Annotated in this window: 20 protein-coding genes and 1 tRNA gene; 8 read left to right on the top strand and 13 right to left on the bottom strand. The window is 71.3% G+C overall.

Annotated features, from left to right (window positions below):
• Positions 1-32: 32 nt before the first annotated feature.
• Positions 33-3,503 carry a DNA-directed RNA polymerase subunit beta gene (gene rpoB / locus ACLQ21_RS09745; protein ID WP_425663198.1) on the bottom strand — a complete coding sequence of 1,157 codons (3,471 nt, stop codon included), beginning with the start codon at positions 3,501-3,503 and terminating at the stop codon, positions 33-35.
• A 320-nt stretch (positions 3,504-3,823) separates the two neighbouring features.
• Between rpoB and ACLQ21_RS09750 the strand changes: the two genes are divergently transcribed.
• The 3 genes from ACLQ21_RS09750 (at position 3,824) to ACLQ21_RS09760 (ending at position 5,908) form a co-directional block, all read left to right on the top strand.
• Entirely contained in the window at positions 3,824-4,606 is a 783-nt protein-coding gene (locus ACLQ21_RS09750; protein WP_425663432.1) for a spermidine synthase, read from the top strand.
• A 155-nt stretch (positions 4,607-4,761) separates the two neighbouring features.
• A complete protein-coding gene (locus ACLQ21_RS09755; RefSeq protein WP_425663200.1) occupies positions 4,762-5,334 on the top strand; it encodes a hypothetical protein in 573 nt (190 codons plus the stop codon).
• Between the two features lie 115 nt (positions 5,335-5,449).
• Entirely contained in the window at positions 5,450-5,908 is a 459-nt protein-coding gene (locus ACLQ21_RS09760; RefSeq protein WP_425663201.1) for a SprT-like domain-containing protein, read from the top strand.
• A 35-nt stretch (positions 5,909-5,943) separates the two neighbouring features.
• On the opposite strand, the gene ACLQ21_RS09765 is transcribed toward ACLQ21_RS09760, so the two are convergent.
• The 5 genes from ACLQ21_RS09765 to ACLQ21_RS09785 all read right to left on the bottom strand — a co-directional run bounded on the left by ACLQ21_RS09765 (position 5,944) and on the right by ACLQ21_RS09785 (position 10,954).
• The gene (locus ACLQ21_RS09765; RefSeq protein WP_425663203.1) at positions 5,944-7,398 is read right to left on the bottom strand and encodes an MFS transporter; all 1,455 of its coding nucleotides are present in this window, start codon (positions 7,396-7,398) and stop codon (positions 5,944-5,946) included.
• A gap of 140 nt (positions 7,399-7,538) precedes the next feature.
• Positions 7,539-8,582 (bottom strand): L-glyceraldehyde 3-phosphate reductase, encoded by a 1,044-nt coding sequence (gene mgrA, locus ACLQ21_RS09770; RefSeq protein WP_425663205.1) that lies wholly within the window; start codon positions 8,580-8,582, stop codon positions 7,539-7,541.
• Positions 8,579-9,046: a 2-phosphosulfolactate phosphatase gene (locus ACLQ21_RS09775; RefSeq protein WP_425663207.1), complete on the bottom strand. Its 468-nt coding sequence runs from the start codon at positions 9,044-9,046 to the stop codon at positions 8,579-8,581. The genes mgrA and ACLQ21_RS09775 overlap by 4 nt, the downstream gene beginning before the upstream one ends.
• A gap of 45 nt (positions 9,047-9,091) precedes the next feature.
• Positions 9,092-9,631 (bottom strand): NUDIX hydrolase family protein, encoded by a 540-nt coding sequence (locus ACLQ21_RS09780; protein WP_425663209.1) that lies wholly within the window; start codon positions 9,629-9,631, stop codon positions 9,092-9,094.
• Positions 9,632-9,697: 66 nt separating this feature from the next.
• Positions 9,698-10,954, bottom strand: a complete 1,257-nt coding sequence (locus ACLQ21_RS09785) for a hypothetical protein (RefSeq protein ID WP_425663211.1) — start codon at positions 10,952-10,954, stop codon at positions 9,698-9,700.
• A 79-nt stretch (positions 10,955-11,033) separates the two neighbouring features.
• On the opposite strand from ACLQ21_RS09785, the gene ACLQ21_RS09790 reads away from it, so the two are divergent.
• Entirely contained in the window at positions 11,034-11,660 is a 627-nt protein-coding gene (locus ACLQ21_RS09790; RefSeq protein ID WP_425663212.1) for an alpha/beta hydrolase, read from the top strand.
• Between the two features lie 100 nt (positions 11,661-11,760).
• Positions 11,761-12,477 (top strand): LysR family transcriptional regulator substrate-binding protein, encoded by a 717-nt coding sequence (locus tag ACLQ21_RS09795; RefSeq protein WP_425663214.1) that lies wholly within the window; start codon positions 11,761-11,763, stop codon positions 12,475-12,477.
• A 229-nt stretch (positions 12,478-12,706) separates the two neighbouring features.
• Here ACLQ21_RS09795 and ACLQ21_RS09800 read toward each other — a convergent pair whose 3' ends face one another.
• Positions 12,707-14,305: a deaminase gene (locus ACLQ21_RS09800; RefSeq protein ID WP_425663216.1), complete on the bottom strand. Its 1,599-nt coding sequence runs from the start codon at positions 14,303-14,305 to the stop codon at positions 12,707-12,709.
• Positions 14,306-14,538: 233 nt separating this feature from the next.
• Here ACLQ21_RS09800 and ACLQ21_RS09805 point away from each other — a divergent pair, with 233 nt between their 5' ends.
• The gene (locus ACLQ21_RS09805; protein WP_425663218.1) at positions 14,539-14,976 is read left to right on the top strand and encodes a GNAT family N-acetyltransferase; all 438 of its coding nucleotides are present in this window, start codon (positions 14,539-14,541) and stop codon (positions 14,974-14,976) included.
• Between the two features lie 60 nt (positions 14,977-15,036).
• A complete protein-coding gene (locus ACLQ21_RS09810) occupies positions 15,037-15,282 on the top strand; it encodes a hypothetical protein (protein WP_425663219.1) in 246 nt (81 codons plus the stop codon).
• A 65-nt stretch (positions 15,283-15,347) separates the two neighbouring features.
• Here ACLQ21_RS09810 and ACLQ21_RS09815 read toward each other — a convergent pair.
• The 3 genes from ACLQ21_RS09815 to ACLQ21_RS09825 all read right to left on the bottom strand — a co-directional run bounded on the left by ACLQ21_RS09815 (position 15,348) and on the right by ACLQ21_RS09825 (position 16,354).
• A tRNA-Ser gene (locus tag ACLQ21_RS09815) sits at positions 15,348-15,438 on the bottom strand.
• An 11-nt stretch (positions 15,439-15,449) separates the two neighbouring features.
• Positions 15,450-15,989: a GNAT family N-acetyltransferase gene (locus ACLQ21_RS09820; protein WP_425663221.1), complete on the bottom strand. Its 540-nt coding sequence runs from the start codon at positions 15,987-15,989 to the stop codon at positions 15,450-15,452.
• Positions 15,986-16,354 carry a VOC family protein gene (locus ACLQ21_RS09825; protein WP_425663222.1) on the bottom strand — a complete coding sequence of 123 codons (369 nt, stop codon included), beginning with the start codon at positions 16,352-16,354 and terminating at the stop codon, positions 15,986-15,988. Before ACLQ21_RS09825 ends, ACLQ21_RS09820 begins: the two co-directional genes overlap by 4 nt.
• Before the next feature lie 163 nt (positions 16,355-16,517).
• Between ACLQ21_RS09825 and radA the strand changes: the two genes are divergently transcribed.
• Positions 16,518-17,876, top strand: a complete 1,359-nt coding sequence (gene radA / locus ACLQ21_RS09830) for a DNA repair protein RadA (RefSeq protein WP_425663224.1) — start codon at positions 16,518-16,520, stop codon at positions 17,874-17,876.
• A gap of 136 nt (positions 17,877-18,012) precedes the next feature.
• Here the strand turns inward: radA and ACLQ21_RS09835 are convergent, their stop codons facing one another.
• From ACLQ21_RS09835 to ACLQ21_RS09845, 3 genes are read right to left on the bottom strand one after another with little or no spacing between them, the layout of a single operon-like run.
• Positions 18,013-18,678, bottom strand: a complete 666-nt coding sequence (locus tag ACLQ21_RS09835) for a hypothetical protein (RefSeq protein WP_425663225.1) — start codon at positions 18,676-18,678, stop codon at positions 18,013-18,015.
• Between the two features lie 25 nt (positions 18,679-18,703).
• On the bottom strand, positions 18,704-19,246 hold the full coding sequence (locus ACLQ21_RS09840) for an amino-acid N-acetyltransferase (protein WP_425663226.1): 543 nt from the start codon (positions 19,244-19,246) through the stop codon (positions 18,704-18,706).
• 18 nt (positions 19,247-19,264) lie between these two features.
• Positions 19,265-19,825 carry a dihydrofolate reductase family protein gene (locus tag ACLQ21_RS09845; RefSeq protein ID WP_425663228.1) on the bottom strand — a complete coding sequence of 187 codons (561 nt, stop codon included), beginning with the start codon at positions 19,823-19,825 and terminating at the stop codon, positions 19,265-19,267.
• Positions 19,826-19,856 lie beyond the last annotated feature (31 nt).

A 19,856-nucleotide genomic window follows, 5' to 3' on the forward strand; every position in this document is an offset into this window, starting at 1 on the left:
CCCTCTTGTCTGAAGATTCAGTTCGCGGCGGATCAGATGTCGTCGATCGACGACATCTCCGGCCTGGAGATGTTGATGCCGAGCTCCTCGGCCGTGCGCAGTGCCTCGTCCTCGTCATCGCGGAGGGTGACGAGCTCGCCGGCTGCGTTGAGCACTTCGACGTTCAGGCAGAGCGACTGCATCTCCTTCATGAGCACCTTGAAGGACTCGGGGATGCCGGGCTCCTGGATGTTCTCGCCCTTGACGATCGCCTCGTACACCTTCACGCGGCCGACGATGTCGTCCGACTTGATGGTGAGCAGCTCCTGCAGCGTGTAGGCGGCGCCGTACGCCTCGAGCGCCCAGACCTCCATCTCGCCGAAGCGCTGGCCGCCGAACTGGGCCTTACCGCCCAGGGGCTGCTGCGTGATCATCGAGTACGGGCCCGTCGAGCGCGCGTGGATCTTGTCGTCGACGAGGTGGTGGAGCTTGAGGATGTACATGTAGCCGACCGAGATCGGGTACGGGTACGGCTCACCGGAGCGACCGTCGAACAGGTTCGCCTTGCCCGAGCCGTCGACGAGCCGCTGGCCGTCGCGGGTGGGGAGCGTCGCGTCGAGCAGGCCGATGATGGCCTCCTCGGTCGCGCCGTCGAACACCGGGGTGGCGACCTTCGTGTCGGCGGGCGCCTCGAGCGTGCGCGGGTCGAGACCCTCCGCCCACTCCGGCACGCCCTCGACCTTCCAGCCCGTCTTCGCGATCCAGCCGAGGTGCGTCTCGAGCACCTGGCCGAAGTTCATGCGCTTCGGGATGCCCAGCGGGTTCAGCACGATGTCGACCGGCGTGCCGTCCGCGAGGAACGGCATGTCCTCCTCGGGCAGGATCTTCGCGATGACGCCCTTGTTGCCGTGGCGGCCCGCGAGCTTGTCGCCCTCGGTGATCTTGCGCTTCTGCGCGATGTACACGACGACCTTCTCGTGCACGCCCGAGCCCAGCTCGTCGTCGCCGTCCTCAGCGCGGAACTGCTTGACCGCGATGACCGTGCCCTGCTCGCCGTGGGGCACCTTGAGCGACGTGTCGCGGACCTCGCGGCTCTTCTCGTTGAAGATCGCGCGGAGCAGGCGCTCCTCGGCGCTCAGCTCGGTCTCGCCCTTCGGCGTGACCTTGCCGACCAGGATGTCGCCCGGCACGACCTCGGCGCCGATGCGGATGATGCCGCGCTCGTCGAGGTCGGCCAGCAGGTCGGGGCCGACGTTGGGGAGATCACGGGTGATCTCCTCCTTGCCCAGCTTGGTGTCGCGGGCGTCGACCTCGTACTCCTCGATGTGGATCGACGAGAGCACGTCGTCCTTCACGAGGTTCTGGCTGAGGATGATCGCGTCCTCGTAGTTGTGGCCCTCCCACGGCATGAACGCCACGAGCAGGTTGCGGCCGAGCGCGAGCTCGCCCTGGTCGGTCGCGGGACCGTCGGCGATGACCTCGCCGGCCTCGATGCGGTCGCCCGCCGAGACGATGACGCGGTGGTTGTACGACGTGCCCTGGTTCGAGCGGTCGAACTTGCGCAGGAAGTACTGCTGCGTGCCGCCCTCGTCGAGCTGGATCGAGACCATGTCGGCCGAGACCTCTGCGACGACGCCCGACGCATCCGCCGTGATGACGTCGCCGGAGTCGATCGCGGCGAAGCCCTCCATGCCGGTGCCGACGAACGGCGACTCGCTGCGGACGAGCGGCACCGCCTGGCGCTGCATGTTCGCGCCCATGAGGGCGCGGTTCGCGTCGTCGTGCTCGAGGAACGGGATGAGGCTCGTCGCCACCGACACCATCTGGCGCGGCGAGACATCCATGTAGTCGACCTCGGTCGGGACGACCAGCTCGACCTCCTCGCCCTTGCGACGGGCGACGACGCGCTCCTCGATGAACTGCTGCTTCGAGTTGAGGCGGTTGTTCGCGTGGGCGACGACGAACTCGTCCTCCTCCGATGCGGTCAGGTAGTCGATCTTCGCCGACACGACGCCGTTCTCGACCCGGCGGTACGGCGTCTCGATGAAGCCGAACGAGTTGATGCGCGCGAAGGTCGCGAGCGAGCCGATGAGGCCGATGTTCGGGCCTTCCGGCGTCTCGATCGGGCACATGCGGCCGTAGTGCGACGGGTGCACGTCTCGCACCTCGACGCCGGCGCGCTCACGCGACAGACCGCCCGGGCCCAGCGCCGACAGGCGGCGCTTGTGGGTCAGGCCCGCGAGCGGGTTGTTCTGGTCCATGAACTGCGACAGCTGCGAGGTGCCGAAGAACTCCTTGATCGCAGCCGAGACCGGACGCACGTTGATGAGCGTCTGGGGCGTGATCGCCTCGATGTCCTGCGTCGACATGCGCTCGCGGACGACGCGCTCCATGCGAGCCAGGCCCGTGCGGACCTGGTTCTGGATGAGCTCGCCGACGGCGCGGATGCGGCGGTTGCCGAAGTGGTCGATGTCGTCGACGTCGAGGCGGATCTCGACGGGCTCGCCCTTGCGGACGCCCGGGAGGGTCGTCTGCTCGGCGTGCAGCGCGACGAGGTACTTGATCGTCGCGACGATGTCCTCGACCGAGAGCACCGAGTCGCTCATGGGCACGTCGATGCCGAGCTTGCGGTTGATCTTGTAGCGGCCGACCTTCGCGAGGTCGTAGCGCTTCGGGTTGAAGTAGAAGTTGTCGAGCAGCGCGCGGGCGGCCTCGGCGGCGACCTGCTCGCCCGGACGCAGCTTGCGGTAGATGTCGCGGAGGGCGTCCTCCTTCGTCATCGGCGCGTCCTTCTCGAGCGTCGCGATGATCGACTCGTAGCCGGCGAACTCCTTGGCGATGTCCTCGGCGGTCATGCCGAGGGCCTTGAGGAAGACCGTGACCGACTGCTTGCGCTTGCGGTCGATGCGCACGCCGACGGCGTCGCGCTTGTCGACCTCGAACTCGAGCCAGGCGCCGCGGCTGGGGATGACGCGCGCCGAGTAGACGTCCTTGTCGGAGTTCTTCTCGGGGGTGCGCTCGAAGTAGACACCGGGGCTGCGCACGAGCTGCGAGACGACGACGCGCTCGGTGCCGTTCACGATGAACGTGCCCTTCTCGGTCATGAGCGGGAAGTCGCCCATGAAGACGGTCTGCGACTTGATCTCGCCCGTCTCGTGGTTCATGAACTCGGCCGAGACGTACAGCGGCGCGGCGTAGGTCTTGCCGCGCTCCTTGCACTCGTCGATCGTGTACTTGGGCACGTCGAGCACCGGCTCCGAGAAGGAGAGCTGCATCTTCTCGCTCAGATCCTCGATCGGGGAGATCTCCTCGAAGATTTCCTCGAGGCCCGAGTGCGCGGGGATGTCGTCGCGACCCTCGGCGTTCGCCAGGTCGAGGCGCGCCTTCCAGGCGTCGTCACCGATGAGCCATTCGAAGCTCTCGGTCTGGAGCGCCAGCAGGTCGGGGACCGTCAGGGTCTCCGAGATGTGCGCGAAGCTCAGTCGGCTTGCGCGCCGACCGGTCTTGGGGCTCAGTTCAGCCAAGGCAGATACCTCCGGGCCGGGAAGGGTTGCGGGTCTTCCCGGGATCGTGTCGTCGGTGAGAGACTCGTCAACACCCTGAAGCGCCCTGTCCGGGCGCGCGCCGACCGCAATATGAAGGCAGAGGGGATGTCTGTGAGCGCAACTAGCCACACTACGCCGCAGGTCGACCCATGTCCAGTCGCCTCGGCGTGTCGGCGCGCGCAGCCCTGGGGCACGATGCTAGCGGGTCCCGGCCGGGCGGTTGCTCGGCCGTCAGGCACGGGAGGATGGTCGTCGTGAGCACCCCCAGCCGCCGCCTCTCGAGCGGCCTGCACGCCGAGATGCGGTACGCATCCGCGGGCTGGCAGCTCGTCGTCGACGGCACCCCCCAGTCGCACGTCGACCCCGAGCGGCCGGAGCTGCTCGTCTACGAGTACGTGCAGCAGATCGGCCACGTCATCGACGAGCTGCCCGCCGGGCCGATCACCGCCGTGCACCTCGGCGCGGGCGCGCTCACCCTCCCCCGCTATGTCGAGGCGACCAGGCCGGGCTCCCGCCAGCAGGTCATCGAGCTCGAGCCGCTGCTCGTCGAGCTCGTGCGCGAGGTGGCGCCGCTCCCGCGGGGCGCGAGCGTGCGCGTGCGCTACGGCGACGCGCGCGAGCAGCTGTCGCGACTGCCCGGCGGGCTGCGCGGCGCAGTCGACCTCGTGGTGGTGGATGTGTTCTCCGGCTCGCAGACGCCGGCCCACGTGACGACCGTCGAGTTCCACGCGCTCGTGCGCGACCTGCTCGCGCCGAGCGGCGTCGTGGTCGTGAACATCGCCGACGACCGCACGCTCGCATTCGCGAAGCGGCAGCTCGCGGCGCTGCTCGAGGTGCACGAGTCGGCGGCGGCGCTCGCCGACCCCGGCATGCTGAAGGGCAGGCGCTTCGGCAACGTCGTGGCGGTCGCCGGTCCTGAGCTGCCCGACCTCGACGCGCTCGGCCGGGCGCTGCGCCGCGACCCGCTACCGGGCAAGGTCGTCGCGGGCGCGGAGCTGCGGCGCTTCCTCGGCGGCGCGCTGCCCGCCCGCGACGCTGACGCGACCCCGAGCCCCGCGCCCGGCAGGGGCGTCTTCGGCTGACCCGGATTCTCAACGTCGCCGGTGGTCACTGGCGCCGCATGCGGGGCCGATCGACCACCGGCGACGTTGAGATCCTGGGGCTTCGCGCCGCGGGCTCGTGGCGGCGCGCGGCGCGTGCTCCCCGAGATCGAGCCCCGATGCGCGACGATGTCGGGATGAGCGAGTCGATCGGCTACGACCAGACCGCGCTGCGGAACGCCGTCGATGTCGGGGCGGTCGCCCGCAGGCTGCGCCAGCTCGGCCGCGAGCGCTCGCTCGCCGCGGTATCGGAGCGCGCGTGGCTGCTCGAGAGCATCGGTCGGCTCGACGAGGCGCTCGCAGCCGCGACCGAGGCGGTGTCGATGGCGCGCGCGTCGGGATCCCGCGACCGCGTCGCGGAGGCGCGGCTGCTGCGCGCATCCGTCGTGCAGACGCGCGGCGACCTGCACACGGCGCTGCGTGAGTGCACGGCCCTCATCGCGGAGTCGCGCTCGAACGACTGGGTCGAGCTCTGGGCGCACGCGCTGCAGCAGCGCGGCACCGTGCACTTCGCGCTGCACCAGTGGCACGAGGCCTGCGTCGACTTCACCGTGGCGGTCGAGCTGTGCCGGGAGGCCGAGCTGCCGGCGGAGCAGCTGCAGGCGGCGGAGGTCGCCCTGCTCGTGGCCATGGACCGCGCTCAGACCGAGGCGATCCGCGCGGAGCAGGACGTGCCGCGCGCGACGCACCCGATCTGGGGCGGGCGCTGACGCTCATCCACAGGCGGGCGCCGGCGGTTCGCGCCGCGTCGGCAGCGGATGGGATGCTCGCCGGGTCGATGCAGGGACCGGCCAGGTCGGTGTCACAACCGGAAGGAGCAGCGCGGTGGCGGATCTCGAGCGCGTGCGCGTGTGGGCCGAGGCGCTCATCCGGCTGCACCTCGACGACGGCTGGACCTTCGGCTTCGACCGCGCCGCGAAGCGCGCCGGACTGACGAACTACACCCAGCGGCGCATCACCGTCTCGAAGCACCTCGCGGCGCGGTGGGACGACGATGAGGTGCACCAGACGCTGCTGCACGAGGTGGCGCACGCGATGGCCGGCCCGGCCGCGGGGCACGGACCGCGCTGGCAGCGCACGGCGCGCGAGCTCGGCTACGTGGGCGGCCGCACGCACCAGGGCGAGATCGCGGCCGAGCGGGCGGGCTGGGTCGGCTCGTGCCCCGGGGGCCACGAGCATGTGCGCTTCCGCGCGCCGCGCGGTCGCTACGCGTGCCGCGCGTGCACGCGCGCCGCCCGACGGGTGGTCGAGATCCGCTGGCAGCGCCGCGTCGCAACGGCCTGACGCCGACGGCGCGGCGCGTGACGGCGTGACGCGCCCTACCGGGGCTCGCCGGAGCTGCCGCCGTCGGTCGCCGAGCGCATCGCGGACGGCCCGTCGGGCAGCACCGAAGCATCCGACGCATCCGTCGCAACCGACCCGGTCTCCTGAGCGGCGTCAGCCTCGGGCGCCGAGGCCTCGTACGACGCGCTGATCTGCCGGTACGACTTCGTCAGCAGCGCGAGCGCCCCGGCGACGACCATGATGATGCCCGCGACGAGGAAGACGAGCGCGATGCCGCGAGTGGTGCCCGTCCCGAGCCACGGCTCGAGCGTCGCGCTGCCCTCGTCCGAGCGCGCCCACGGGATGATCCAGAACTCGGCGATCGGGGCGATCAGGAACGCCGTGATCGGGGCGGCCGCCGACTCGAACGCCATCGCGAACCCGAACACGCGACCCTGCCTGCTGAGCGGGACGACCCGTTGGATGATCGTCTGCTCGGCTGCCTCCGCGGCGGGGATCAAGCACATGTAGAGCCAGATGCCGCCGGCGTACAGCCACCAGTGCTCACGGATCGCGAACGCTGCACCGAGCACGCCCATCGCCACGACGACGAGCAGCAGCGTGCGGATCGGGCGCTTGCCCAGCCCGAAGCGCGCGATGACGAGGCCGCCGATGATGAAGCCCGTCGCCGTGACGCCGAGCACGAGCCCCCACATCTCGACCGAGAAGATCTCGAGCCCGTAGGGATCCATCAGCGCCATGTAGACGCCGCCGATGAGGTTGTTGAACGTCGAGAAGATGATGAGCGCGAACAGGCCGCCGACTGCGAGCACGGCTCGGATCGAGCCGCGCAGGTCGACGCCGCGAGCGGTGTCGCCGGCCTCGAGCGCGACGACGTCCTGCGGCATCCGCAGCGTCGCGAGGTGCGCGAGGCTCAACGCGGTGAAGGCGATCGCGATCGCGATCGTCCACCCCATGCCGAGCTGGCCGATCGCGAGGCCGGAGAACACGCTCGTGATGATGAAGGTCATGCCCTGCACGGTGCCGACGAGGCCGTTCGCGTTCGCATGCCGCTCGTCGGGCACGAGCATCGTCACGGTCGTCGACAGCGCGATGTTGCGCATGTTCTCGACCACTGCGCCGCCCAGGATGATCGCCGTGAAGAGCCAGAACCACGGGGCCGCCAGGTCGAGCAGCGCCGACTCCGGCAGCAGCAGGTACATCGCGCCCGCGAGCGCGAAGGCCGTGAGCGTGATGAGGCCGGACAGCTGCATCACCCGCAGCTTGCGATGGTGGTCGACGATCGTGCCGAAGAGCATGCTGCCGAACGCGACGAACAGCATGTACGCGCCGCCGATGATGCCCGTCGCGAGCACCGACCGCGTCTCGAGGTAGACCCAGAAGGTCAGCGCGAACCAGAGGAAGCTCGTCGTGACGTTCGCGAGCGCCGTGTTGACGAGCACGTGCAGGAACGTGCGCTCGCCGGATGTCCGTGGCCGCGTCGCCGTCATGGGCGACACGGTAGCCGCGGCCACCCACACGCGACACCCGCGTGTCGCCCGCGACGGATGCCGGCCTCAGCCGGGGAGCCGCACGGATCTGCGGGTGCGGGCGCGCCGCACCCGCAGATCGGCGCGGGTGTCGGCCTGCGTCAGCTCCTGGAGTCGCGCGCCTGCGCCCAGAGGTCGACGCCCGGCTCGTCCTGCGCGAGCTTGTCGATCGCGGCGAGCTCGGCGTCGGTGAAGTCGAGGCGCTCGATCGCGCCGAGGTTCTGCTCGAGCTGCTCGACGCGCGAGGCGCCGATCGTGAGCGACGTCACGCGCGGGTCGCGCAGCGCCCACGAGAGCGCGAGCTGCGCGAGCGACTGCCCCCGCTCGTCGGCGATGCGTCCGAGGCCGCGGATGCGCTCGATCGCCTCCGGCGAGACGTTCGGGTCGAGCGGCTTGCGCGCGCTCCCCCGCCCGGCCCGCGAGTCCGACGGCACGCCCTCGAGGTACTTGCCCGTCAGCAGCCCCTGCGCGAGCGCGGTGAAGCCGATCACGCCGACGCCGAGCTCGCCCGCCGTGTCGAGCAGGCCCTCCCGCTCGATCCAGCGGTTCAGCATCGAGTAGGACGGCTGGTGGATCGTGAGCGGCGTGCCGAGCGAGGCGAGGATCTCGTGCGCGCGACGCGTGTCCTCGGCGGAGTAGCTCGAGACGCCGACGTACAGCGCTCGGCCGGTGCGGACGATGTGGTCGAGCGCGCCCATCGTCTCCTCGAGCGGCGTCTCGGGGTCGGGGCGGTGGTGGTAGAAGATGTCGACGTGGTCGAGCCCCATGCGCTCGAGCGACTGGTCGAGGCTCGCGATGAGGTACTTGCGGCTGCCGCCGATGCCGTACGGCCCCGGCCACATGTCCCAGCCCGCCTTCGTGGTCACGAGGATCTCGTCGCGGTGGGGCTTCAGGTCGCTCGCCATCACGCGGCCGAAGTTCAGCTCGGAGGCGCCGAAGGGCGGCCCGTAGTTGTTCGCGAGGTCGAAGTGCGTGATGCCGCGGTCGAAGGCGGTCGTCAGCAGGTCGCGCTGGCGCTCGAGCGGCACGTCGTCGCCGAAGTTGTGCCAGAGGCCGAGCGTCAGCAGCGGCAGCTTCAGGCCGGACGTGCCGGCGCGGCGGTACTGCATGCGGTCGTAGCGGGCGGGGTCGGCTTGCCAGGTCATCGGGCGGCTCCTGCTCGATCGTGGGTCGGCTGCAGCGCGGCCGCGTCGGCCGCGATGAGGGCGTCGGTCGCGCCCCGGAGGTGGACGGCGGCGGCGCACGCGGCGGCGCACGCCGGGCTGTGGAAGTCGATGCCGAGCTCCGCGAGCTCGTCGACGACCCGGCCGGCGACCAGCAGGTCGGCGGCGCTCGGACGCAGCGACCCGTCGGCCCACCGCTCGCCAGCCGCGACGATCGCGATCGAGACCCGGTCGCCGCGCCGCTCCTGCTCGTCGCGCGCCGCGCGGGCGACGGCGGATGCGCTCGCGATCGTCGCATCGAGCACGAGCGACGTGCGCGGGGCCAGGTCGTGCAGCTCGGCCGTCGCGGGCCCGCGGTCGGCATCGGCGACGACGACGACGTCGGCCGTCGCGGCGCGCATGCCGGCGGGGCCCCACTCGAGGGTCACCTGGTAGGCGGTGCTCATGGTGCAAGCCTACGGACGACAGCCGAGCGCATCCCGAATCCGGTGCTACCGGAGCGCCCCGCAGTGGGCGAGCGCGGCACGCACGAGACTGCCGCGGCCGCCCTCCATCTCGGAGGCGACGAGCTCTGAGGCTGCGGCCTCGGGGCGGAGCCACGTGAGCTCGAGGGCGTCCTGCCGCGGATCGCACGTGCCGGTGACCGGCACGATGTAGCAGAGCGAGACGGCGTGCTGCCGGTCGTCGGAGTAGAGCCCGTCCCCGTGGATGGGGAAGTACTCGGCGATGTGGAAGGGCACCGGGCTCGCCGGCAGCTGCGGGAACGCCATCGGCCCCAGGTCCTTCTCGAGGTGGCGGTAGAGCGCGTCGCGCACGCGCTCCCCGCGCATCACGCGGCCCGAGACGATCGTGCGCGTCATCTGGCTGTGCTCGTTCATGCGCAGCAGCAGCCCGACCTCGGTCACCTGGCCGATGCCGTCGAGCCGCACCGGGATCGCCTCGACGTAGAGGATCGGCAGGCGCTCGCGCGCGTGCTGCAGCTCCTCATCGCTCAGCCAGCCGGGATTCGGGTCGGGGGTGCGCACAGCCATGGCCCCATTGTGCCTGCAGCGCGTGTGCGTTCCGCAGTCGCGCGACGCGGGGACGCGCGAGGCGGGTCAGGGCCGCAGGCGGCGGCCGCCGCGATCCGCCCACAGCGCGAGCCCGAGCCAGACCGCCGCGACGAGCATGCCGAGCACGATCGACGGGATGTCGCCGAGGGACGCGAACGAGCCCACGGGATCCGGGTCGGGCATGGCCTCGAGCAGCGTGCGCGCCGCGAGCGTCGTGCCGACGGCCAGGAGGCTGATGCGCCCGACGGCTGCGAACGGCTCGGCGAACGCGCCGAGCGCCGAGGTGCCGCCGCGGAGGTCGGTGTCGACCGACGGATGCGCCGCGGCCGCGAGCACGGAGGCGAGGCTCGCGACGGCGAGCGTCAGCGGCGGCGTCCACAGGGCGGTCGCCGGCTCGAGCGGCTGCTGCCCCCACACCGTGGGCGTGAAGTAGGCGAGGATGCCCAGCACGCCGAACAGGACTGCGGCGAGCAGCCCGTAGCCGACGACGCGCGCCCGCTGATGCGCGTTCACGCTGCGGGCCCGCAGCAGCGCGTGCACGAGCGCCGCGCCTGCGGCGGCGGGCAGCGACAGCCCCAGCCCGGCGACGACGGTGGTGACCGCCTGCGTGATCTGCGGGTCCGCGGGGACGCCCGCCGCATCCGCCACGCCGCCGACGAGCAGCGTCGCCGGGCTGCACGCGTCGCTCAGCTCGCCGCACAGGCCGGTGGTGAGCCACAGCGTGCCGGCGCCGATGGCCGTCGCGACCACGGTGGCCCACGCCCAGCCCACCCAGGTGCTCGCGAGCAGGCCCAGCAGTCCGAGCACCGCGGTCGCGATGCCGAGCTGCAGCAGCGGCCCGACGACGCGGAGCCGCTCCAGGCCGCCGAGCGTGCCTGCTGCGGCGTCGAAGGGGATGCCCGCCGCGGCACCGCTGATGAGGGCCGCCACAGCGGCGATCACGAGTCCCGCGATCAGCAGCAGCGCCGCGCGGCCGAGCACGCGGCCGCCGCTCGTCCACTGGCGGTGCTGCGCCATCGCGAACGCGCAGCCCGCGATGACCGCGAAGGCGGGCAGCGCGATGCCGTCGAGCCCGACCGCGCCCCACGGCTCCGAGGCGGGGAACGGCCGGCGCGGCGCGGCGAGCCAGGCGACGGTCGCGAGCACGAGCAGGCCGCGGGCGGCGTCGAGCGAGACGACGCGGCCGATGCGCTTGCCGCGCGCCACGGGCCGGGCGCCGCCGCGTGCTCGCGCGGGCGGACGGGAGCCGCCCTGTGCGCGCGCGGACGGCATGACCCGGGTGGTCGCCGAGGTGCTCGTCATGTGCCCTGCTCCATGCTTCGAGGCTACGGTGTTCACGATGGCGCGAGCAGTCGGGCTCCGCCTGCCGGAGGGAGCTCCCATGCAGCAGATCGACGCGGATGCGGTGCGCTGGCGCGAGGGCCAGCCGCAGTCCGGGGCCGGCGAGCTGCTGGTCGTCATGCATGGCATCGGCTCCCACGAGGGCGACCTGTTCGGCCTCGCGCCGCACCTGCCGTCGGCGCTCACGATCGCGTCGCTGCGCGCCCCGCTCCCCTACGGCGGCGGCTTCGCCTGGTTCGACTTCTCGCCGGTCGACAGCGACGACCACTCGCTGATCGACGCCTCCGCCGAGGCGGTGCTGCGGTGGCTCGATGGCCTCGATCGCCGCTTCGAGCGCGTGCACCTGCTGGGCTTCTCGCAGGGCGGCGCCATGGCCGTGCAGCTCGCGCGCCTCGCGCCGCAGCGGTTCTCGTCGATCGTGCACCTCGCCTCCTTCGTGCACGACGGCGAGCTGCCCGGCGACGCCGAGCTCGCCGCTCGCGAGCCGCGCATCCCGCTGCTGACGACGATCGGCGACCTCGACGACGTCATCCACCGCGACAAGATCGAGCGCTCCGCCCCCTGGCTCGACGCCCACTTCGACGTCGACCGCCGCACCTACCACCGCGCGCACTCGATCGTCGCCGAGGAGCTCGCCGACGTCGTCGCCTTCCTCGAGCGCGTCTGACCCGCGCGCTCGCCCCGCTCGAGCGCTCACGCAGGCGCAATGCGCGGCTGCGAGCGCCCTCCAGCGGGATGACGGCCGCTCGACCCGTCAGACTGGGCGCATGGATCGGTTCCGGCTCGGCGGTGTGCCCGGCGTCACGCCCGCGAAGTGGATGCGCGTGTGGCGCGAGCGGATGCCCGACGTGCCGATCGACCTCGTGGCCGTCGACGAGGCGGATGCGGTGGGCGCGCTGCGGGACGGCCGCGTCGACGCGGTGCTGGCGCGGCTGCCGCTGCCGCCCGAGGACGCGCCGCAGCTCCACGTCGTGCAGCTCTACGAGGAGCTGCCGGTCGTGGTCTCGGCGAAGGGGCACCCGATCGTCGCGTTCGAGAGCGTGACGATCGCCGACCTCGCGGGCGAGACGATGCTGACCGCCGACGGCATGACCTCCGCGCAGCTGCTCGAGGTCGTCGCGACCGGTGCTGGGCTGGCGATCCTGCCGATGTCCGTCGCGCGCGCCCTCGGCGGCGACCAGACGCGGCACCGCGTCGTGACCGACCTGCCGTCCACGACGATCGCGCTCGCCTGGCTCCAGGCGGCAGACTCCCCACTCCACCAGGAGCTCATCGGCATCGCCCGCGGCCGCAGGGCGGGCTCGTCGCGCGGCACCGACCGCGAGCACAGCGCCGATCGCGAGCACAGGGTCGAACCGGGCCAGTCGGCCACCGGCGGGAAGCCGCCCTCGTCGAAGCCGAGGCAGCCGGCTCGACCGGATCGGCCGCGCCGGCCCGGTGGACCGGGCAGGTCCGGCCGGCCGGGTCCCGGGCGCCGCCGCTAATCGAACCTAAGTGGGTGGCTACTTCGAGTCGCGACGTGCTGTCGAAGCAAAAGTTAGCCGCGAGGCAATCATCGACATCTGGCGCTTCTCAGCCTCGCTGCGACGCGTGTTTTCCTTGACCACCTTGGCCAGCTCTCGGCGAAGACTTAACTCGGGTCGTTCGGGCATGTCATCTCTCCGAATCTGTTGCCGCAGCCGCCGCTCCAGCCAGCCGCTGTTACGACTCTAGTCAAGTCTGAGCCGGTGACATGCTCGCAGAACCGTCATCGGACGCCGTGTCGTCCCCGTCGACCGCCACCCTTGCCAGCTCGTTGAGTGCCAAGGCCTCCAGCTCGATACCCGGGGGCACGTCGGGACCCCATACGGCCAACGGTGAGGGCTTCCAAGCCTCGAACGCTCCCCTGAGGTCGCGCCCCCGCTGACGCATCTGGAACACCCGTGGGAACAGAGCGGGACCGATGCCTTCGAACGGCATGAAGGTCACGCGATCGGGAGAGTCGGCATCTGGCGCCTCAGCAATCAGGTGCTCATACATCAGCTCAACCTGAGACTTCGGGTAGGGATCGATGTAGACGACCCTCGTAATACCAGCACCAATGATCAAGCGGGCACATTCGTGGCACGGATACGTCGTGGTATACAGCACACCCCGGCCGATCGCCGTGCCCCTTCGAGCTGCGGTACAAATCGCCGCCATTTCAGCGTGCATGATGCGGCCGAATTCGAGGAGGTCGGTAATCTTACTTCCCTCGAGCGGACCCCCCTCGGAAATGGCAGCATCTGCGCGCTCGGCCGAAGGAGTTGCGGACCGCTCTTGCGACAACCATCCGCTCAAGGCAAGCCGATCCAGGACGTCTCGCAGGACACCTCGCTTGCCGACATCGTTCGTCTCGTACCTAAGCTTGAAGTCGCGGTGGTCCGGTTCATCGCCACTCCAGTACTGCCCACCTCCGGGCTTTGGTACGTCGTTAGTTCCCGTAACCAACACTTCCCCTTCGGCGTCAACGACGACCGCGCCCACTTGTCGACCGGTCGCGGCCGAGCGAAATCGCGAAGCGTACGCGTGGAACATCGCTTGCTCGTCGCGAGAAGGCGTCTCGAACGCCTTCCCGAACCAAAGGTCGACAAGTCGCTGCACCGCGCCGCTCGCGGGACTTCCATGCCGCAGGCGCACGAACGCGTCGGACTTGGCAAATGCCTTGCGCAAGCTTTGCCCCCATGCGAGGTTGTCTTCGTCCGCCTCATCACGGCTAAGAAGTCGTTCGGCCTCGGCCACTTGGTCGGCGTTGGACTCTCCGTAACCTTGCTCAGCCAGCCTCCGCAGCAGGTACTTGCGTCGATCGCGCTCCGGAGACGATACGCCGATCACAAACAGCCGTGACCCGTAAACCAGTCTCAGTGTTTTGATCTCTTCGGGGCGTTTGGCCGACAGCAGAATGGTTGCGACCCCCGCCCGCTCGGGCAGCGCCGAGCCGTCGTCACCTCCTACAGCGACCTCTCGCATCCGGCGCATCTCGATCATCGCCATCAGCGCGGCTGCGTCCGTTCGTTCCCAGCTCAAGCGGAGTTGGTCACCAAGGCTCATGAGCCATTCGGGTTCCGACTGCTCCGGTTCGCGCTCTTTGGCTCCGAACTCCGCCGGGTTCCTGCGTAGCAGGTCGCTCACCCGCACCTGCTCGGGGCGATAGCTGACGGAACGCAGCGCGACCTCAAGCTCAGCGAGGACCCCTGCTACATCGGTGCCGAGCGCGGACACAATGAGGGTCACCAACTCGGGTTTCTCGTTCGCTGCTTTATTGGGGTCGGACGACAGGTCGGGCTCCGTCATTGAGATATCCGCTCTAGCATCGGCGCGGACCGATGCTAGGCAGACACTAATTGAAACGGCGCCATAGGTCTACTCGCTTCCTGTACCGCGTGACTGCTCCCTGAACGAGTCGATGATGCGACCCACTGAACCGGTCCGATTGACCAAAGCAAATGTGGCTCCGGCAGACAGGTGGATCATCCATTCGAGCACCCGTACGCACCCCGCCGCCGCCCCGTGCGTATAGTCCTGGCGTGACGTTTGAGCAGCCCTTCACCGTCGACACCGATCTCGCGCGCATCGATCTCGACACGGTGCACCGCTGGCTCTCGACCGACGCGTACTGGGCGATGGGCCGTTCCCGGGAGACGGTGCAGCGCGCGGCCGAGGGGTCGCTGAACTTCGGCGTCTTCGACGGCGGCGGCGCGCTGTGCGCCTACGGCCGTGTCGTGACGGACCGCGCGACGTTCGGCTGGCTGTGCGACGTCTACGTCGATCGTGCCCATCGCGGCAAGGGGGTGGGCCAGCTGCTCGCGCGGACGGTCGTCGACACGCTCGCGCCGATGGGGCTGAAGCGCGTGATGCTCGCGACGCACGACGCGCACGCCGTGTACGAGCGCGTCGGCTTCGTGCCGGTGCCCGCCCCTGAGGAGCTCATGCTGCTCGACCGCCGGGACGCGCCCTCCGCCTGACGAGGTGGCGGCGCCCATCGCTCCCCAGACTCCGACCTCGTCGGCTCCGACGCGGCGCGGATGGGGTACGTTCTGAGCATCATCACGAAGCACTCGCTCCCGAACGTCGCCCACCCCGCCGGAGCCTTCGACGAGATCCTCGCCGACCTCCCAGCGATCCTGCTCGTCGCGGCCGCCGCCGCGATGTTCGTCCTGCTCGTCGCGATCACCGTCCGCGTCATGCGATGGGTGATCCTCCGCCGCCATCCCGAGATCGAGACGGCGGGGGCCGCGCGAGGCGCGTCGAGCTCCTACGAGGCGCTGTAGTCGACCGCGCACGACGGAGGCCCCGGCTCCCCCGATTCCTCGGGAGCGTCGGGGCCTCAGCCGTATGGCGGTGACGGTGGGATTTGAACCCACGGTGGAGGGTTACTCCACACCACTTTTCGAGAGTGGCACCTTCGGCCGCTCGGACACGTCACCAAGGGACGATCCTACACGAGCGAGGGGGCCGATCCCAACCGCTCGCTGAACGTGCGGATCCGCCGCACCTCGTGCATCCCCTCCTCGACCTTCCGGCCGCCGTCGGCATGCCAGCCGTGCGACTCGTAAAAGGCCGCTGCGCGAGCGTTCCCGTCGAGGACCCACAGATAGGCGCCCTCGTGCCCGTCGGCGATGAGCCGCCGCTCGACCTCGGCGAGCAGCGCGTGCCCCACGCCCCGCGACCACCGCTCGGCGATCGCGTAGATCGCGTACAGCTCGCCCGTGGCGGGCGGATCGGGGTCGCGCGCCGGCCCGGCGAACGCCCAGCCGACCACCTCGCCGTCGGCGACGGCGACGAGGTCGTGCGCGCCCTCGTGCGCGTGGTGCTCGTCCCAGCGTTCGATGCGCAGGATCGTCTCGCGCTCGACGCTCAAGCGGTCGAGCACCTCCTGCGGCACGAGGCCGCGGTAGGCGGCGCGCCACGTCTCGATGCGCACGCGCGCGATGCCGGCGGAGTCGGCGACCGTCGCCTCGCGCACGTGGGCGGTCATGCCGCGACCCCCGGTGAGGCGTCGACGACGCAGAAGCGGTTGCCCTCCGGGTCCTCCATGATCAGGTAGTCGGCGTCCGGGGGCCGCTTCGGCCAGTGCACGCGCTGCGCCCCGAGCGCCTCGAGGCGCTCCACCTCGGCGGCCTGGTCGTCGGCGTACAGGTCGAGGTGGATGCGCGGCGGCAGCACTCGCTCGGCCCGCATGAGGTCGAGCGAGACGTTGGGGCCGGTGCCCGAGCGGGGCCGCAGCAGGGCGAAGTCGTCGTCGAGCGGGACGCGCGGCTCGTAGTCGAGCGCAGCGGTCCAGAACAGCAGCTGGCGCTCGAGGTCGGAGCAGCGGATCACGATCGAGCCGACGGTGAGCATGGGGTCACGCTAGTCGGTCGACCGCCGGTTCTGGCGGAATCCTTGGGATCGACGAGGCGAGAGCACGCGCCCGCCGGTCGGTCCCGGCGTGTCGCCGGCGGGGATGTGCCCGCTGGGGAGCGCCGCGGAGGCGCAGTGGGTGGCGGCCGATAGCCTCGCTCGCATGGCCAAACCATCCGCGTACCGCTGCTCCGAGTGCGGGTGGACGACCCTGAAGTGGGTGGGCCGCTGCGGCGAGTGCCAGCAGTGGGGCACCGTCGGCGAGGCGGGCGTGCAGGCGCGCCGCGTGACCCCTGCCGCGGTCGCCGCCGACCGGGCCGCGCGCCCCATCACCGAGCTGCGCACGGCCGACGCGCCGCGCTGGCCCTCCGGGGTCGCGGAGTTCGATCGGGTGCTCGGCGGCGGCATCGTGCCCGGCGCGGTCGTGCTGTGCTCGGGCGAGCCTGGCGTCGGCAAGTCGACGCTGCTGCTCGCGGTCGCCGCGAAGACGGCGAGCTCCGGCAGGCGCGTGCTCTACGTCTCCGGGGAGGAGTCGCTCGCGCAGGTGCGGCTGCGCGCGGAGCGCACCGGCGCGCTCGAGCCGCAGCTCTACCTCGCGAGCGAGACCGACCTCGCGACGATCCTCGGCCAGATCCGCGACACCGCCCCGGAGCTCGTCATCATCGACTCGGTGCAGACCGTCGCGAACGCCGAGAACGAGGCGCTCGCCGGCGGGCCCAGCCAGGTGCGCGACGTCGCGGCGGCGCTCACGCGCGCTGCGAAGGATGCCGGCGTGCCGCTGCTGCTCGTCGGCCACGTCACGAAGGACGGCTCGGTGGCGGGCCCTCGCCTGCTCGAGCACCTCGTCGACGTCGTCGCGCACTTCGACGGCGACCGGCAGACGGCGCTGCGCTTCGTGCGCGCGTCGAAGAACCGCTTCGGGCCCACGGATGAGGTGGGCTGCTTCGAGATGACCGGCGACGGGATCGTCGAGGTGCCGGACCCCTCCGGACTGTTCCTCTCGCGCTCGGCGACGCCGCTCGCGGGCACGTGCGTGACCGTCGCCCTCGAGGGCAGGCGCGCCATCCCGGTGGAGGTGCAGGCGCTCGTGGTGAAGGCGTCGACCGCGCAGCCGCGCCGGGTCGTGAACGGCGTCGACGCCTCGCGCGTCGCGATGGTGCTCGCGGTGCTCGAGCGGCACGCCGAGCTGCACCTCGGCGGCTCCGACGTCTACGTCTCGACCGTCGGCGGCATCCGCCTCACCGAGCCGGGCGCCGACCTCGCGATCGCCCTCGCCATCGCGAGCGCCGAGCGCAACGTGGCGCTCCCCCACCGGCTCGCCGCTATCGGCGAGATCTCGCTCGCCGGCGAGATCCGCGCCGCATCTGCGGCGAAGCGGCGGGTGACGGAGGCCCGTCGACTCGGCTACAACCGCGTCGTCGACGAGTCGGTCGCGCTCGTGCGGAACGCCATCCCCGAGACGATCAGCGAGGGCCGACGCCAGTCGGCGACGCGCGAGCCGGTCGGCGTGCCGGAGTTTTGAGCCCGCAGGCCGCAATGCCGCGGAGCGGCGTTGCGGCCGCAGGGCTCAAGGTCGAGTAGCCCGCGGCGAAGCCGCGCGCGTATCGAGACCCAGCCGCCTGACTCCAGCCGAAGCCCGGCCAGCGCCCCCGCGCCCCCTACTCCAGCACGAACTGCACACCCTGCCGGCTCGCGTAGTCGCCGACTCGCACGGAGAGGCTGTAGGTCGCGCCGCCGGCGTCGACCTGCGGCCGCTCGGCCGTGCAGGTCTCGATCGACGAGGCGGTGCGGTCCCACTCGATCGGCACGGTCGACTGCGGGACGCCCGGCTCGAGCTGCACGACGTTGTCCTGCACATCGGCGGCGCAGTCCGACCAGCGGTAGACGACCTCGTCGCCGGTGCGGATCTCGTACTCCTGCACGGTCGTGCCGGCGTTGAGCGAGCAGGCGCCCTCGCCGGTGTTCTCGATCGTGAGCGACAGCTGCACGCGCTCGTCGGCGGCGTAGGAGGGCTTGTCGACGGCCGGCGTGAGCGCGATCTGCTCGGGCGCGCACGGCTCGGTGGGCTCGCCGGTCTCGTCGCCGACGGGCGTGAACGGCCCGCTCGGCGTCGGGCTGGGCGTCGGCGACTCGGTCGCCGAGGGCGTCGGCGTGGCTGCGGCCGCGGTCTCGCTCGGCGCAGGCGGCAGCTCGGTCTCGGGCGCCTCCCACGGCCGCCACACGAGCAGCGCGATCGCGACGGCGAGGAGGATCGCGAGGAGGACGAGCAGCGTGCGGCGTCGGCGGACGGCCGCACGTCGCTTCGCACTCGTCGCCTGGCCCACGGATCCAGGGTAGGCGAGCGGCGGCTCAGAGCTGCTTGAGCATGCGCGTGTTGCCGAGCGTGTTCGGCTTCACGTGGGCCAGGTCGAGGAACTCCGCGATGCCGCCGTCAGGCGAGCGCACGAGCTCCGCGAACACGTCGGGGCCGACGACCTGCTCGGCGACCTCCTCGAATCCGTGCCGCCCGAAGAACTCGGTCTCGAAGGTCAGGCAGAACAGCCGCGAGAGCCCCAGGTCGACGGCCCGCTCCTCCAGCGCCGCGAGCATGGCGTGGCCGACACCCTTGCCGAGCGCGCCTTCGGCGACGGCGATCGTGCGCACCTCGCCGAGGTCCTCCCACAGCACGTGGAGGGCACCGCATCCCACCACCTGGCCGTCGCGCTCGGCGACGACGAACTCCTGCACCGCCTCGAAGAGCGTGACGAGCTCCTTGCCGAGCAGGATGCGCCGGCGCACATAGGGCTCGATGAGGTCGCGCATCGCGCGCACGTCACCGGTGCGGGCCTGCCGGACCACCAGGTCGGAGCGATGGCGAGCGGATGCATCGGGAGCGGGTGCGTCGACGGTCACGGTTGTCGAGCCTACGCTTCACCGCGTCCTGTCGACCGCGAAGACCAAGCGAGCGAACTGCCCGACCTGCCGCGTCTCGATGAGCGTGAGGCGGTCGGACTCGACGCGGCGCGGCAGCAGCGGCGCACCGCTCGGCAGCGCCACCGGTGCGATGGAGATGGCGATCTCGTCGAGGGCGCCGGCATCCAGGAACTGGCCGGCGAGGTCGCCGCCGCCCACCACCCAGATGTCGCCGTCGCCTGCCGCCGCGCGCAGCTCGGGGAGCGCTTCGGCGACCGTCCCGCGCAGGAAGCGCACGTCGGCGCCCTCCGGCACCGGCAGCTCACGGCTCGAGAAGACGAACACCGGACGGTCGCCATAGAACGCCTGCCAATCCTCCCGCTGGTCGGACTCGGCCCATGCGCGCAGCCCCCACTCGTAGGTGTGGGAGCCCTCGACCATGACGGTCGCGCCCTGCGGCAGCAGCGTCTCATCGGGGTCGTCGCCGCCGTCGACGGCGAACAGCCAGGCAAGGGAGTGCTCGTCGTCGGCGAGGAAGCCGTTGAGGGTCGTCGCGGTGTCGAAGATGATCCGGCTCATGCGGGGAGGCTAGGCGCAGCCGCCCACACGC

The organism is Agrococcus sp. DT81.2 (genome assembly GCF_049844935.1).
GTDB lineage: Bacteria > Actinomycetota > Actinomycetes > Actinomycetales > Microbacteriaceae > Agrococcus.

Bases quoted from the DNA above. Each gene is read 5' to 3' on its own strand.
- ACLQ21_RS09750 (WP_425663432.1), top strand. From the start codon at position 3,824: ATGCGGTACGCATCCGCGGGCTGGCAGCTCGTCGTCGACGGCACCCCC.
- ACLQ21_RS09755 (WP_425663200.1), top strand. From the start codon at position 4,762: ATGAGCGAGTCGATCGGCTACGACCAGACCGCGCTGCGGAACGCCGTC.
- ACLQ21_RS09765 (WP_425663203.1), bottom strand. From the start codon at position 7,398: ATGACGGCGACGCGGCCACGGACATCCGGCGAGCGCACGTTCCTGCAC.
- mgrA (WP_425663205.1), bottom strand. From the start codon at position 8,582: ATGACCTGGCAAGCCGACCCCGCCCGCTACGACCGCATGCAGTACCGC.
- ACLQ21_RS09775 (WP_425663207.1), bottom strand. From the start codon at position 9,046: ATGAGCACCGCCTACCAGGTGACCCTCGAGTGGGGCCCCGCCGGCATG.
- ACLQ21_RS09780 (WP_425663209.1), bottom strand. From the start codon at position 9,631: ATGGCTGTGCGCACCCCCGACCCGAATCCCGGCTGGCTGAGCGATGAG.
- ACLQ21_RS09785 (WP_425663211.1), bottom strand. From the start codon at position 10,954: ATGACGAGCACCTCGGCGACCACCCGGGTCATGCCGTCCGCGCGCGCA.
- ACLQ21_RS09790 (WP_425663212.1), top strand. From the start codon at position 11,034: ATGCAGCAGATCGACGCGGATGCGGTGCGCTGGCGCGAGGGCCAGCCG.
- ACLQ21_RS09795 (WP_425663214.1), top strand. From the start codon at position 11,761: ATGGATCGGTTCCGGCTCGGCGGTGTGCCCGGCGTCACGCCCGCGAAG.
- ACLQ21_RS09800 (WP_425663216.1), bottom strand. From the start codon at position 14,305: ATGACGGAGCCCGACCTGTCGTCCGACCCCAATAAAGCAGCGAACGAG.
- ACLQ21_RS09810 (WP_425663219.1), top strand. From the start codon at position 15,037: ATGGGGTACGTTCTGAGCATCATCACGAAGCACTCGCTCCCGAACGTC.
- ACLQ21_RS09820 (WP_425663221.1), bottom strand. From the start codon at position 15,989: ATGACCGCCCACGTGCGCGAGGCGACGGTCGCCGACTCCGCCGGCATC.
- ACLQ21_RS09825 (WP_425663222.1), bottom strand. From the start codon at position 16,354: ATGCTCACCGTCGGCTCGATCGTGATCCGCTGCTCCGACCTCGAGCGC.
- radA (WP_425663224.1), top strand. From the start codon at position 16,518: ATGGCCAAACCATCCGCGTACCGCTGCTCCGAGTGCGGGTGGACGACC.
- ACLQ21_RS09845 (WP_425663228.1), bottom strand. From the start codon at position 19,825: ATGAGCCGGATCATCTTCGACACCGCGACGACCCTCAACGGCTTCCTC.